At 58.5% G+C, this 13,495-nt stretch carries 11 protein-coding genes; 8 read left to right on the plus strand and 3 right to left on the minus strand.

Features of this window, described 5'->3' with window-relative positions; genetic code table 11:
- Positions 1-84 precede the first annotated feature (84 nt).
- A complete protein-coding gene (locus MGEO_RS10605; protein ID WP_233139821.1) occupies positions 85-1,098 on the plus strand; it encodes an efflux RND transporter periplasmic adaptor subunit in 1,014 nt (337 codons plus the stop codon).
- The gene (locus MGEO_RS10610) at positions 1,091-4,303 is read left to right on the plus strand and encodes an efflux RND transporter permease subunit (protein WP_085636987.1); all 3,213 of its coding nucleotides are present in this window, start codon (positions 1,091-1,093) and stop codon (positions 4,301-4,303) included. Before MGEO_RS10605 ends, MGEO_RS10610 begins: the two co-directional genes overlap by 8 nt.
- A gap of 42 nt (positions 4,304-4,345) precedes the next feature.
- On the opposite strand, the gene MGEO_RS10615 is transcribed toward MGEO_RS10610, so the two are convergent.
- The gene (locus MGEO_RS10615; RefSeq protein ID WP_085636991.1) at positions 4,346-5,488 is read right to left on the minus strand and encodes an NADH:flavin oxidoreductase/NADH oxidase; all 1,143 of its coding nucleotides are present in this window, start codon (positions 5,486-5,488) and stop codon (positions 4,346-4,348) included.
- A 326-nt stretch (positions 5,489-5,814) separates the two neighbouring features.
- Between MGEO_RS10615 and MGEO_RS10620 the strand changes: the two genes are divergently transcribed.
- Complete coding sequence (locus MGEO_RS10620) at positions 5,815-6,558, plus strand: sulfite exporter TauE/SafE family protein (protein ID WP_085636994.1); 744 nt, start codon at positions 5,815-5,817, stop codon at positions 6,556-6,558.
- Positions 6,559-6,606: 48 nt separating this feature from the next.
- Here MGEO_RS10620 and MGEO_RS10625 read toward each other — a convergent pair whose 3' ends face one another.
- A complete protein-coding gene (locus MGEO_RS10625) occupies positions 6,607-7,020 on the minus strand; it encodes a c-type cytochrome (RefSeq protein ID WP_085636997.1) in 414 nt (137 codons plus the stop codon).
- A gap of 244 nt (positions 7,021-7,264) precedes the next feature.
- Here MGEO_RS10625 and MGEO_RS10630 point away from each other — a divergent pair, with 244 nt between their 5' ends.
- Genes MGEO_RS10630 through MGEO_RS10650 form a run of 5 tightly spaced genes read left to right on the plus strand, consistent with a single transcriptional unit; the run spans position 7,265 to position 11,772 of the window.
- Complete coding sequence (locus MGEO_RS10630; protein ID WP_085637000.1) at positions 7,265-8,395, plus strand: ABC transporter substrate-binding protein; 1,131 nt, start codon at positions 7,265-7,267, stop codon at positions 8,393-8,395.
- Positions 8,396-8,446: 51 nt separating this feature from the next.
- The gene (locus tag MGEO_RS10635; protein WP_085637002.1) at positions 8,447-9,367 is read left to right on the plus strand and encodes a branched-chain amino acid ABC transporter permease; all 921 of its coding nucleotides are present in this window, start codon (positions 8,447-8,449) and stop codon (positions 9,365-9,367) included.
- Positions 9,364-10,347 carry a branched-chain amino acid ABC transporter permease gene (locus tag MGEO_RS10640; protein ID WP_085637005.1) on the plus strand — a complete coding sequence of 328 codons (984 nt, stop codon included), beginning with the start codon at positions 9,364-9,366 and terminating at the stop codon, positions 10,345-10,347. Before MGEO_RS10635 ends, MGEO_RS10640 begins: the two co-directional genes overlap by 4 nt.
- Positions 10,340-11,089, plus strand: coding sequence for an ABC transporter ATP-binding protein (locus MGEO_RS10645; protein WP_085637008.1), 750 nt, complete (start codon positions 10,340-10,342; stop codon positions 11,087-11,089). Before MGEO_RS10640 ends, MGEO_RS10645 begins: the two co-directional genes overlap by 8 nt.
- On the plus strand, positions 11,086-11,772 hold the full coding sequence (locus MGEO_RS10650; RefSeq protein WP_085637011.1) for an ABC transporter ATP-binding protein: 687 nt from the start codon (positions 11,086-11,088) through the stop codon (positions 11,770-11,772). The genes MGEO_RS10645 and MGEO_RS10650 overlap by 4 nt, the downstream gene beginning before the upstream one ends.
- Before the next feature lie 30 nt (positions 11,773-11,802).
- Here the strand turns inward: MGEO_RS10650 and MGEO_RS10655 are convergent, their stop codons facing one another.
- Entirely contained in the window at positions 11,803-13,368 is a 1,566-nt protein-coding gene (locus MGEO_RS10655; protein WP_233139823.1) for an inorganic phosphate transporter, read from the minus strand.
- Between the last annotated feature and the right edge of the window lie 127 nt (positions 13,369-13,495).

Genomic DNA, 13,495 nt, shown 5'->3' on the forward strand with positions numbered 1-13,495 from the left:
TTCGACGTCAGCGAAGGTCGTTGGCCCTGCGCCGGCCTTTCAAACTGTTTCGCGCCATCTTGAAACACATTCATTAATGTGCATATGTTGTGGACCGCTCTTGATGGAGAACTGACCATGCCCAAGCGCCTGCTTATCGGAACACTGCTCGCTTTGCTGCCAACGCTGGCCTGGGCGCAGGAAAACCTGACCGCTCGAACGGTAGATCTGACAGACTGGAAAGCAGTCTTTGGTCGGATCGAAGCCCGTGATCAGATCCCGGCCCGATCCCGCCTCGGAGGGACTCTGGTCGATGTCACCGTGGTCGAAGGCTCCAAAGTCGTTGCGGGTCAGGAGATCGGACGGGTTACCGACGAGAAACTGGCTTTGCAGCTGAATGCCGTGGATGCGACTCTGCAATCTCTGAAGTCACAGTTGGAAAACGCCGAAGCCGAACTTGCGCGCGGTGAGAATCTTCTGGAACGCGGGGTCACTACAGCCCAAAGACTGGACTCATTGCGCACCGAGGTCGATGTGATCCGGGGGCGGATCGGAGCGACGGAAGCAGAACGTAACGTTCTGGAACAGCGTGAAGCAGAAGGCGCCGTTCTGGCACCGATCGAAGGAACGGTACTCACTGTGCCGGTAACCGCCGGATCGGTCGTAATGCCGGGTGAGGTCATCGCTGAAATCGGCGGTGGCGGATTCTTTCTTCGTCTTGCTGTACCAGAGCGGCACGCGATGTATCTCAATGAAGGAGACACAATCCGCATCGAAGGGCCCGAAGGCGAACAGGCTGGACGTCTGGCGAAGATTTACCCCCAGATCCAGAATGGGCGCGTCGTGGCCGATGTCGAGGTTCCAGGTCTTCAGACCGATTTCGTGGATGCCCGCGTTCTTGTGCGGCTCCCGGTGGCGACGTCCACCGCAATCGTCGTTCCCGCACGTGCCGTTACATCCCGAATGGGGCTGGATTTCGTAACCGTTGAAGGATCAGACGGAACGCGCACGCCACGCACGGTTGTCGTCGGCTCCGAGCACAGTGTCGATGGCGAACGCCTGATTGAAATTCTGTCCGGCCTTCAGGGCAGTGAAAAACTGGTGGCGGGCCATGAGTGACAATCCGTCCAACACACCGCTGGGAATTGCCGGTGGCCTGACCAAGGCGTTCATTCATTCTGCACTGACGCCACTGATGATCCTTGCCGCATTGGCCGTTGGTCTTGTGGCGCTTGTCAGCCTGCCCCGCGAAGAGGAACCGCAAATCTCGGTCCCACTCGTAGACATCCACATTCAAGCACCGGGCCTCAAGTCCGAGGACGCCGTCAAACTGGTGACCGAACCGATGGAGACCATCGTTCAGGGCATCAACGGTGTCGAACACGTTTATTCGCAAACCTCTGATGATCAGGCGATGGTCACTGCACGTTTCATCGTCGGGACATCTGCGGATTCCGCAATTCTGAGAGTGCATGAAAAGGTGCGCGCCAACCTTGATCGCATTCCGGTCGGCATCGATCAGCCTCTCATCGTCGGGCGTGGCATTGATGATGTTGCGATCGTTGCGCTTACGCTCTCGCCAAAATCGCCGGACAGCAATCTGACCGCAAACGATCTGACCCGCGTTGCCCGCGAACTCCAGGTCGAACTCGCAAAGATCAGCAATGTTGGGTTGACCTACCTCGTCGGTGACGCCCCTGAAGCAATCCGTATCGCGCCGGCCCCCGAGCGCCTCGCGCTGTACGGCGTCACGCTCCAACAGCTTGCGGGAAAGGTCGAAGGCGCAAACCGATCCTTCTCGACGGGCCTGGTGCGCGACGGTGGCGAACAGATCGCACTCGTCGCGGGGGAAACGCTGAAAGCTCCAGCAGATGTGGCAAACCTTCTTCTGACCACCCGCGACAACCGTCCGGTCTATGTCCGCGACGTGGCCGATGTGAGTTTTGTCCCGAACACATCGGACCGGATCGTGGCAAATGTCACCCGTGGCGAGAACGGAGAGATCGTTCGCACGCCAGCGGTCACATTGGCCATCGCCAAACGCGCCGGTGCAAACGCCGTGGTTGTGGCCGAGGAAATCCTGCACCGCACGCATCTCCTGGAAGGTGACCTCATCCCAGAGACGATCCATGTGGATGTCACCCGCGACTATGGTGAGACGGCCGACGAAAAAGCCAACGAGCTTCTGTTCCACCTCGGCCTTGCCACGGTGTCAATCGTTGCGCTGGTGCTGTTCTCGATTGGCTGGCGCGAGGCCATAGTGGTTGCTGTGGTCATCCCGGTGACGATCCTGCTCACGCTCTTTGCCGCTTGGATCATGGGGTACACCCTGAACCGTGTGTCACTGTTTGCGCTGATCTTTTCGATCGGCATCCTTGTCGATGACGCAATCGTTGTGATCGAAAACATAGCTCGCCATTGGGCGATGCCGGATGGGGCCAGCCGCACGCAGAAAGCCATCCGCGCCGTGGCCGAGGTCGGAAATCCGACCATCGTTGCGACGCTCACCGTGGTCGCGGCTTTGCTGCCGATGCTCTTCGTCTCCGGCCTGATGGGCCCGTACATGAGTCCGATCCCCGCCAACGCTTCGGCAGCCATGATCTTTTCCTTCTTCGTTGCGGTGATCATCACACCATGGCTGATGATGAAAGTCGCGGGTCGTGCTCCCGCGCACGCGCACGATCATGCTGGAGAAGCGCATCACGGCGGCGCTCTGGGGCGCATTTATACTGCAGTTGCACGCCCACTGCTGCGCACGAAGAGCGGCAGTCTGTTGTTCCTCTTGGCGGCGGCCGCACTGTCCTTCGGGTCACTTGGCGCGCTTTATACAAAGGATGTGACGGTCAAGCTTCTGCCATTCGACAACAAGTCGGAACTGTCCGTTGTCATCGATCTGCCGGAAGGGTCATCGGTTGAAGCAACAGACGCCGTAGCCCAAGAGATCGCCCGAATAGCGCTTGAGATGCCAGAGGTTCTGTCCGTTCAGACCCATGCGGGAGACGCAGCGCCGTTCAACTTCAACGGATTGGTGCGTCACTACTATCTGCGTGCCCGACCGGAAATGGGCGATGTTCAGATCAATCTTGACCACAAAGCCCATCGGGATCGCACGAGTCACGAGATCGCTCTTGAGCTGCGCGAAATGATTGCGAACATCGATGTGCCGGCAGGCACCAGCCTCAAGACGGTCGAACCACCGCCCGGACCACCGGTCATCGCCACGCTCTTGGCCGAGGTGTACGGGCCCGATGGTGAAACCCGGCGCGAGGCCGCAGCAAAGATCCGCGAGGCTTTCGAAAGCGTACCCTTCATCGTCGATGTCGATGACAGCTTCGGCGTCCAGCCGCGCCGTCTCAGGGCGACGATCTCCACAGACCAGTTGGAATTCTTCGGTGTGCAGGAACAAGACGTCTTCACGACGCTGGGAATACTCAACGCCGGAACAACTGTCGGATATTCTCACAGAGGCGAGGGACGCTACCCGATCCCGATCACGGTGGAACGTGATAGGTCGGACAGGGTGGTGGACGAGCGGTTTCTCTCAACACCAATACCCGCAAACGTGCTACCTGGAGCGCGCGGTGTGGTGGAGCTGGGCGACGTCATTCAAGTCCGCGAAGAATACGCGTCATTTCCGATCTTCCGCCACAATGGGCGCGAAGCTGAAATGGTCATGGCCGAACTGGCGGGCGACTTCGAAGCACCTCTCTACGGCATGCTGGCCGTTGCAGACGCACTGGATGCGATGGAATGGGAGGACGGCACCAAGCCCGAAATCCGCTTGAACGGACAGCCCGAAGACGAAAGTGCTGTCACTCTGCTCTGGGATGGGGAATGGGAAGTCACCTGGATCACGTTCAGGGATATGGGGGCGGCCTTCGCGATTGCCCTTCTGGCGATCTACATTCTGGTGGTCGGCCAGTTCGGCTCATTCAAACTGCCGCTTGTGATCCTGACACCGATCCCACTCACGTTCCTAGGGATCATTGCAGGTCACTGGCTTTTCAATGCGCCGTTCTCGGCACCGTCGATGATCGGGTTCATTGCCCTTGCCGGGATCATCGTGCGGAACTCGATCCTCTTGGTCGATTTCATCCGCCATGCTGATCCGGACAAGGACAAGACCGAAACCCTTATCGAGGCTGGAGCCATTCGGTTCAAACCCATTCTGCTGACCGCCGTTGCGGCGATGATCGGGGCGGCTGTGATCCTGACCGATCCGATCTTTCAGGGTCTCGCCCTGTCACTTCTGTTCGGTTTGCTGAGCTCTACACTTCTGACGGTTCTGGTAATCCCGGCCATCTACCGGGTCTTCCGAACCTGACGGCACCGGTTCGCGCGGCGGGGTTGGATACCTGCCGCGCGATCACGGTTGATAGAAATCCGAGGTCTTTTCCCGACCGGCCAACCACCATCCCGACTGCTCCGGCCAGGTACGGAAATCAGTATCAGCCCCAAGATCACGTGCCGCATGAAGCGCCCACATCGGATTGAAAAGCGCCTCACGCGCAATCGCAATCAGATCCGCGCTTCCCGCTTCCAAGATCGACTCTGCCTGAACCGGATGCGTGATCAATCCAACTGCCATAGTCTTAATGTCGGCTTCGCTGCGCACCCGTGCGGCGTAAGGAACCTGAAAGCCGGGTTGCCGTTTCTGTCCCTTTCCCGCCGTTGCCGCGCCTGCAATACCACTGGACGAGCAATCAACGACGTCGACCCCCAATACCTTCAGAGATCGTGCCAAGACCACAGTGTCGTCCAAGGTCCAGCCCCCCTCCATGCCATCGACGGCGGAGGTTCGGAAAAAGACCGGCAGGTCGTCAGGCCAGACAGAACGTACCGCTTCGGTGATCTCGAGCGCCAGGCGCATCCGTCCCTGGAGGTCACCACCATATTCGTCCGTACGCCTGTTCGAAATCGGAGACAGGAAACTGTGAACCAGATATCCGTGCGCGCCATGAACTTCGGCGATCTTGTATCCGGCTTCCAGCGCGCGGCGAGCCGCCGAGACATAGTCTTCGATCAGCTGCTGGATTTCCGGAACGGTCAGCTCATGTGGCACTGGCCAACCGTCTGACACGGGAACCGCCGATGCTCCGACCGGCGTCCACGGCATATCCCCGCGCGCAAAGTCATCTTCGTTCAGTGGCCCGTTGCCGTACCAAGGTCGCTGCATCCCGGCCTTTCGACCCGCATGCCCCAATTGCACGGCAGGAATGGCGCCATTGCGGGATACGAACTGAGCCACCCTTGCGTGGCCCGGAATCTGGCTATCCGACCAAAGGCCCGGGCACCCATGTGTAATACGCCCGCATTTCTGAACTGCCGTTGCCTCGGCAAAGACAATTCCTGCACCACCGATGGCAAAACGCCCGAGATGAACGAGATGCCAATCATCCATATGCCCTTCATGAGCAGAGTATTGGCACATAGGCGAAATCACGACGCGATTGCGGGTCTCGATCCCGCGCAGCTGCAAAGGTGTGAACAAGCGGGGTGCATCGGTCATGTCAGTAATTTCCTTATTCACTGCGTTTCAGAGTGGCGTCGTCCGACATGCCAATCAGATTTGGCGTTGTCTATACCGTATCGACCGAACAAGAACTCAAGGCGCGGAACTCGGTCCCATGAACCACCTGACAGAGCTTCTCCGCGCAGTCATACGTCTGGACAATGGAATTCATGGCCGCATACTGTGGTATACATTTTGTGAAGGCTGTGAAGTCCCCGAACATCGGATAGAATGCAGGGGCGCAATTCCACAAACGTGAAGGTTTCCAAAGAAGGCCTTGACGCTTACGCGGGGACATTCCCGGATTGGCCAAGGATTAAAGTATGCAAGAGCTTCTTCCGGATGGTCTGTCGCTCGTAGCGTTCTGGACCATTTTATTCGGAAGCTTCATCGGCTCCTTCATCACCGCCGCCTTCGGGATCGGAGGAGGAGCGCTTCTTTTGGCAATCATGGCAAGCGTGATGCCGCCCGCCGCGCTGATCCCGGTTCACGGCGTTGTTCAACTCGGATCGAATATCGGTCGCCTGGGCATGCTGCTTCGCTCCGTATTCTGGCCGGCCCTCCCCTGGTTCACGGTCGGATCTATTCTTGGCGCTGCTTTGGGTGGTGTGGTTGTCGTCGAACTGCCACCGCAATGGGTCCAAATCGGGATCGGGTTATTTGTCATCTACACGATCCTCGCCCGAGCTCCGAGATGGTTCAGTCAGTGGCCTGCAGTGACCGGGTTCATCTCAAGCTTTCTGACCATGTTCTTCGGCGCAACAGGGCTGTTCGTCGCGAGCTTCACAAAGTCTCACCAACTTCCGCGGCATGATCATGTTGCGACCCACGCGGCCCTGATGACCGTCCAACACGGACTGAAAGTCATGGTGTTCGGTTTCCTGGGGTTCACTTTCGGAGCATGGTTGCCGGTGATTACAGCTTTGATTGTGGTTGGCCTGATCGGAACCTTTTCGGGAAAGCTTGTTCTCAATCGGATCACCGACGCGCGGTTCGGTCTCGCACTTGATGCAATCCTCTTGCTCATCTCGCTGCGTTTGATCTGGAGCGGCGTAACCGCACTTTAGGGCTGCCAGGCAAGTTTAAAGGCGCAGGACTGCCTTTGCGAACAGGCCTCAGGGAACGCTGCGCTCCGGCTTTGGGTCCTGCAGCGTTTCCAGGTACCGCGCGATGGAAAGAAGGTTGGCCGGCGCCTTTTGCCGAATTCCGTTCCCGGTATCGAATGTCACAAGATCGCCTTCGAGGAATTCGTCATAGATCGGCATATCGCTGCCGGGCAGGTATCGTTTCGTATAGCCATCAATGATCGCCATGACCTCAAGCATCGGCCAAACCCCATCGCGTCGCGCCGCGATCTGCGTGAGATCGGCAGGACGCGGATCCAACCCGTCCGCAAGGTCACCGTCGCCGCGTCCGTTAAACCCGTGGCACACAGCACATTTGTCATTGTAGACCGTGCGTCCTGAATCCGAAGACTGAGGTGTGCAGGCCTGAGCCACCATCAGAGCCACGACAACAGCGCGTTTCATGCAAAGCCCTCCCTCGCAAGTCCCTCCGATCTAGCCTGATATGGAATACGCCGTCTTGATCCGCGTCAATATCGATTGTCTCACAGGATCGGCCGTCTGCAAGAATCTGTCTCCCTCTCTTGTGTTTCGTGGTGCATTGTTCAACAAATTCACGGGTAAACAGACCGACCCGCCAGCATGGCCGATATTCCGGCCTTGGTGAGGTCCAACAAATCCGACGACAGTCGAACGGGGAGACAACTTGATGAAAAAGCTTCTGATGGCCACAGCGGCACTGGCGCTCGGCGCGACAACCGCCTTGGCGGAAACGAAGATCGGAATGATCACGACACTGTCCGGTGGAGGCGCCGGACTTGGCATCGACGTGCGCGATGGCTTCATGCTTGCCATCAAGCAATCGGGCCGGGATGATATTGAAGTTGTCATTGAAGACGACCAGCGCAAACCGGATATCGCGGTTCAGCTGGCGGACAAGATGGTTCAGTCAGAGCGGGTTGATATCCTGACAGGCATCATCTGGTCGAACCTCGCGATGGCCGTCATCCCAAGTGTCACGGCACAGGGAAAATTCTACCTGTCCCCGAACGCTGGCCCCTCGGCACTGGCTGGTCAGGGCTGCCATCAGAATTATTTCAATGTCGCGTGGCAGAACGACAACCTGCACGAAGCGGCAGGCGCATACGCAGCTGAGGCCGGTTACAAGAACAGCTTTATCCTCGCACCGAACTATCCTGCTGGTCAGGATGCTCTGACCGGATACAAGCGCATGTTCGGCGGTGAACTTGCAGGTGAAGTCTACACTCAGCTGGGCCAAACCGATTACGCGGCTGAAATTGCGCAGATCCGGGCATCCGGCGCTGACAGCGTGTTCTTCTTCCTGCCCGGAGGCATGGGGATTTCCTTCCTCAAGCAGTACGCAGACAGCGGCGTCGAACTCCCGGTGATCGGCCCGGCGTTCAGCTTTGATCAGGGTATTCTGCAGGCGGTCGGCGATGCTGCGCTTGGCGTGGTAAACACAAGTCAGTGGAACAAGGACATCGACAATCCGACAAACAACGCGTTTGTTGAAACATTCCAGACTGAATACGGTCGGCTGCCCTCTCTCTATGCCAGCCAGGGCTTTGACACTGCCAACCTGATCCTGTCCGCTCTCGACAAGGCAGAAGTGTCGGATGCAGATGCATTCCGCGATGCTCTCCGCGCTGCGGATTTCTCGAGCACACGAGGTGCATTCAAGTTCGGTCCAAACCATCACCCGATTCAGACAATCTACGCACGCGAAGTTATCAAGGAAGGCGACGTTTACACCAACAAGATCATTGGCGTTGCACTCGAAGACCACGCAGACGCTTACGCCGCCGACTGCAAAATGTAAGCCAACCGGCGCGCCGGGACATGGTCTTGGCGCGCCAGATCCGGGCGGGTCATGTCAGCACTACTGATTATCGAGCAGGTCCTGAACGGGCTGCAATTCGGCGTTATGCTGTTTCTGATGGCGGCAGGCCTGACGCTGATCTTCGGCGTCATGGGGCTGATCAACCTTGCCCACGGATCGCTCTACATGATCGGAGCCTTCGCGGCTGCCGCCGTTGCCGGTGCCACCGGGTCGTTCATTCTTGCACTGGGGGCTGCACTTGCTGCCGCTGCGATCGCAGGAGCGTTGATTGAAATCACAGTGATCCGGAGACTCTACGGCAAAGCCCACTTGGATCAGGTGCTCGCCACGTTTGCCCTGATCCTCATTTTCTCGGAAGGAACACGCTGGGTTTTCGGGTCATTTCCGCTTTTCCTCGACATCCCCGACTACCTCTCTGGCCCGGTTACACTTCCGGGCGGCATCCAGTACCCGTTCTACCGTCTGACGTTGATCGCAGCCGGGCTTCTGGTTGGGTTGGGACTATGGTTCCTGATCGAGCGCACCCGCGTCGGCATCCAGATCCGCGCCGGTGAAAACGACCGCGAGATGATCGCCGCTCTCGGGATCGACATCACGCGTCTTTACACGCTGGTCTTCGCCATCGGCGCCGCTCTGGCAGGCCTCGCCGGAGCGCTTGTCGGAGCCATTCAGTCGGTCCAGGTCGGCATGGGCGAGCCTGTCTTGATCCTCGCCTTCGTTGTGATCGTGATCGGTGGGATCGGGTCGATCAAGGGCGCGTTCATCGGAGCCCTTCTGGTTGGTTTGACCGATACGCTGGGCGGGATCTTCCTGCCTGAACTCTTCAAGCTGTTCATGGAGCCCGGAGCCGCCACCCAGACCGGCTCGGCGCTGGCATCCATGGCGATCTACATTCTGATGAGCCTCGTGCTCATCTGGCGACCAACCGGCCTCTTCGGAGCACGCGCATGATTCCGGAACGTCTGGTCAATGCAATTCTCTTTGCGGGTCTCATTGCAGTTCCACTCTGTGCGCTTGTCGCAGACGAGCCCTTTACCATCACACTGGTGACACGCGCCGTGATCCTCGCCATCGCTGCGGTCGGACTGAACATCGCACTTGGCATTGGCGGATTGGTCAGTCTTGGACATGCCGTTTTCTTTGGGCTGGGCGGCTATGCAATGGGCGTCCTCGCGTTTCACGCCCAGACATACACGCCGCTCAACCTTGGCCCTTTGACGATAGCGGGTACCAAGTCCATGCCGCTGATCTGGCTTGCTGCGACCGCAATATCTGCCTTTGTTGCATGGATCATCGGTCTGCTCAGCCTGCGCACGTCCGGCGTTTATTTCATCATGATCACCCTCGCCTTTGGTCAGATGTTCTTCTACTTCGCCATTTCCTGGAGCACCTATGGCGGCGAAGACGGCCTGTCGATCTATGTGCGCAACGGCTTTCCCGGGCTGAACACTCTCATCCCGATCCAGTTCTTTGGCCTGAGCTTCATCATCCTCAGTGTTGTGCTTTTCCTGAACGCACGACTGCAGGCCTCCCCTTTTGGTCTGGCGCTGAACGCCGCACGCCAGGTGCCGGCACGTGTTGAAACCGTCGGGTTGAATCCAATGCGCCTCAAGCTCGTGGCCTTTGTGGTTTCCGGCGCAATCACAGGTCTGGCAGGAGCGCTGTTTGCCGATCTCAACCGGTTTGTCTCGCCTACCATGTTCAGCTGGCAACTGTCCGGCGAACTGATTGTCCTGATAATTATCGGGGGTGTCGGGCGCCTGTTCGGACCCGTTATCGGCGCGTGCCTTTTCGTTACCCTTGAACACTGGCTCGGCGGCCTGACCGATTTTTGGCACGTCTTTCTTGGTCTGATCCTTTTGGCCATCGTACTGTTTGCGCGCGGGGGCATCATGGGGCTTCTGACCGGAAAGGAAGGGACACATGTCTGACCCCATCCTTGCCACTCACAACCTCCGAAAAGCGTTCGGCGCCCTCACGGCGACGGATGACATCTCAATTGATCTGAACGAAGGAGAAATCCACGCGATCATCGGCCCCAACGGAGCAGGCAAATCCACTCTGATCGCCCAGATCTGCGGCGGATTGCGACCAGACAGCGGAAGCGTCCATCTTCTCGGGCGCGACGTGACCTCGGACAGCACACAGGCGCGGGCGCAGGCTGGTCTCGGGCGAACTTTTCAGATTTCGGCGCTCGCAATGGAAGACACCGTTCTCGAGAACGCCATCCTCGGTTCGCTAGGAGCGTCCGGCAGGCCATGGCGGTTCTGGCAAGCGGCGCTGGGGGATCGAACCTTAAGAGAGAGAGCAGAAGCTGCGCTCGAACGGGTCGGTCTTTCAGACCTCCGCGATACGCGCTGCGGCTCCCTCTCCCATGGGCAGCGCAGACAGCTGGAGGTCGCGGTGGCGCTGACGCTCGAGCCCAAAGCCTTTGTCATGGATGAACCAATGGCCGGACTTGGGGCAGAAGGGTCAAAACTCCTGACAGGGTTTCTCGATCAATTGCGCACGGAAGCGCCGATCCTTCTGGTGGAACATGACATGGATGCGGTCTTAGCGCTGGCCGACAGGATCAGCGTATTGGTCTACGGCAAGGTCATTGCAACCGGAACGGTTGATGAGATCCGTTCCAGCCCGGAGGTCCGAAGTGCCTACCTCGGGGAAGACGCATGAACTTGCTGGAAGTCCGCGATCTGACCGCCAGCTACGGCGTTGCACAGGCGTTGTTTGGCGTGACTCTGGATATCGCCGAAGGCGAGGTCGTGGCGCTCATGGGACGCAATGGCATGGGCAAGACAACCACGGTCAAGGCCATCTGCCGAATGATTGCGTCCAGTGGCACACTCCGCCTCGGAGGCGTCGATCTGCACCCCTTGCCAAGCCACAAAGCCGCGCGTCTTGGCATCGGTCTTGCGCCGGAAGGACGGCGCTGTTTTCGCGACCTCACCGTAGAGGAGAACCTGATCGCCGCCGCCCGAACCGGAGATTGGACTTCGACCTCCATCGGTGACCTTTTCCCGCGTCTCGCAGAACGAAAGAACCAACTGGCCGGATCCCTGTCAGGCGGCGAACAGCAGATGCTCGCGATCGGTCGGGCCCTGATGACCAACCCGCGACTGCTGATCCTCGATGAGGCAACGGAGGGGCTCGCTCCAATCATCCGACAGGAGATCTGGGCGGCAGTTGCCCGTCTGAAACAAGAGACAGGGACCGCCATCCTCCTGATCGACAAGTCTGTCAGAGAGCTTTCGCAAGTCGCGGATCGGGCAGTCATTCTCGCCCGGGGACAGACCGTGTGGTCAGGCGCGTTCGGGGAAATGTCTGCGGACATCTCCGAACGCTATATCGGTGTTTGATGCGCCTCAATCTGAGTCATGTTGCCCGGATCACGGCAGCAGCATCCCCCGGATCATGAAAAAGAACATCGCTGCAAGTAGTGCCGCCAGCGGTACCGTGATGACCCATGCTGCCGCGATACGGAACAACAGGTTGCGCTTAACGAGCTCGATCCGGTGTACCCGTCCCAGACCCTTGCGTTCGTTCTTGCCCAACAGCCGGTCCGCAGACGCCTGAGCTTTCATTGCCCGAAGCATTTCACCCTTGGTCGTCACATCCGCAGCCTCGAACTCAGCGAGGAAGGCATCGACCGCCTCGGGATCCGAATCTGCATGATGATCTCTGATGTCGTCGAGCATCCGAGCATAGCTTGACTTGATGTATTCCCGCAGGAACCCAACGCCAAACACACCGCCGACAGCGATGTGGGTGGAGCTGACCGGCAGCCCGAGTTGCGATGCAATGATAACCGTGATCGCTGCAGCCATGGCAATGCAATACGCCCGCATCTTGTCGAGTTCGGTGATTTCGCTTCCGACGGTGCGGATGAGTTTCGGACCGTAAAGCGCAAGACCAAGCGCAATTCCCGCTGCACCGACGGCCATGACCCAGATCGGGATGGATGCCTTTGCTGCAACAGCACCGGCGGTGATCGCTTCGTTAATCCCTGCCAGAGGGCCAACCGCGTTTGCAACGTCATTCGCGCCATGTGCAAAACTGAGCAAGGCAGCAGCAAAGATCAGAGGAATCGTGAACAGGTCATTCACGCTCGATTTGGTGTTCGCCAGACGGCTTGTCGTTTTCGCCACATATGGGCGCATGAGAACAAAGACCGCGACGGCAAGGCCGAAACCAAGAAGCACTGCGACCGGGAACCCAACCTTGATCAGCTTGGACACCCCCTTGAGCATCAGATACGTGCCAAACGCCCAAGCCATAAGCGCAACCAGAAGCGGCACCATCCGGTTGGCCGCCGCCAAAACGTCGGACTTGTATGTGATCGTCCTCTTGATCACGTAAAGAAACGTCGCGGCGATAACGCCGCCCAGAACGGGTGAGATGACCCAGCTCGCAGCGATCATGCCGACCTGGTACCAGTTCGCAATGCTCCAACCAGCGGCGGCAATACCAGCACCCAAGACACCACCGACAATGGAATGGGTTGTCGAGACGGGCGCGCCGATGGCCGTGGCAAAGTTCAACCAGACGGCGGCCGCCAACAGGGCGGCAATCATCAACCAGATGAAGGTATCCCTGTTTGCCACAAGGTCGGGATCGATGATCCCTTTCTTGATAGTGCCCACCACGTCACCACCTGCGATCATCGCGCCACCCGCTTCGAAAAAAGCGGCAATCAGTATCGCGCCGGTCAGGCTGATTGCGTGCGAACCGACAGCGGGGCCGACATTGTTGGCAACGTCATTGGCCCCGATGTTCATGGCCATGTACCCGCCAATCATCGCAGCCGCTATGAGCAGCACACCGTCCACGCCTCCATCGCTCCGCGCCATTGCGACGAGCATGATGCCGACGATGAAAAGCAGAGCGGTTCCGAAGCGGAACAGTTCTTCACGGTTCAGTCGAACGGCGTTTTCGACATTCTCTGTTTTGAGCACGGCAATTCCCGCGTTTTGAAAAAGGAAGTCCTGCCACCCTCTTCATTCTGACCAGTCTCACCATGACCTGAATCAATGAGCCCGATTTGTTTGCTGGGTAGAACAGAAAGCCAGCGGCGTCGGGGAG

Origin of the sequence: Marivita geojedonensis, assembly GCF_002115805.1 — a bacterium.
Taxonomy (GTDB): Bacteria; Pseudomonadota; Alphaproteobacteria; order Rhodobacterales; family Rhodobacteraceae; genus Marivita; species Marivita geojedonensis.

Bases quoted from the DNA above. Each gene is read 5' to 3' on its own strand.
- MGEO_RS10625 (WP_085636997.1), bottom strand. From the start codon at position 7,020: ATGAAACGCGCTGTTGTCGTGGCTCTGATGGTGGCTCAGGCCTGCACA.
- MGEO_RS10635 (WP_085637002.1), top strand. From the start codon at position 8,447: ATGTCAGCACTACTGATTATCGAGCAGGTCCTGAACGGGCTGCAATTC.
- MGEO_RS10640 (WP_085637005.1), top strand. From the start codon at position 9,364: ATGATTCCGGAACGTCTGGTCAATGCAATTCTCTTTGCGGGTCTCATT.
- MGEO_RS10645 (WP_085637008.1), top strand. From the start codon at position 10,340: ATGTCTGACCCCATCCTTGCCACTCACAACCTCCGAAAAGCGTTCGGC.
- MGEO_RS10620 (WP_085636994.1), top strand. From the start codon at position 5,815: ATGCAAGAGCTTCTTCCGGATGGTCTGTCGCTCGTAGCGTTCTGGACC.
- MGEO_RS10630 (WP_085637000.1), top strand. From the start codon at position 7,265: ATGAAAAAGCTTCTGATGGCCACAGCGGCACTGGCGCTCGGCGCGACA.
- MGEO_RS10605 (WP_233139821.1), top strand. From the start codon at position 85: ATGTTGTGGACCGCTCTTGATGGAGAACTGACCATGCCCAAGCGCCTG.
- MGEO_RS10610 (WP_085636987.1), top strand. From the start codon at position 1,091: ATGAGTGACAATCCGTCCAACACACCGCTGGGAATTGCCGGTGGCCTG.
- MGEO_RS10650 (WP_085637011.1), top strand. From the start codon at position 11,086: ATGAACTTGCTGGAAGTCCGCGATCTGACCGCCAGCTACGGCGTTGCA.
- MGEO_RS10615 (WP_085636991.1), bottom strand. From the start codon at position 5,488: ATGACCGATGCACCCCGCTTGTTCACACCTTTGCAGCTGCGCGGGATC.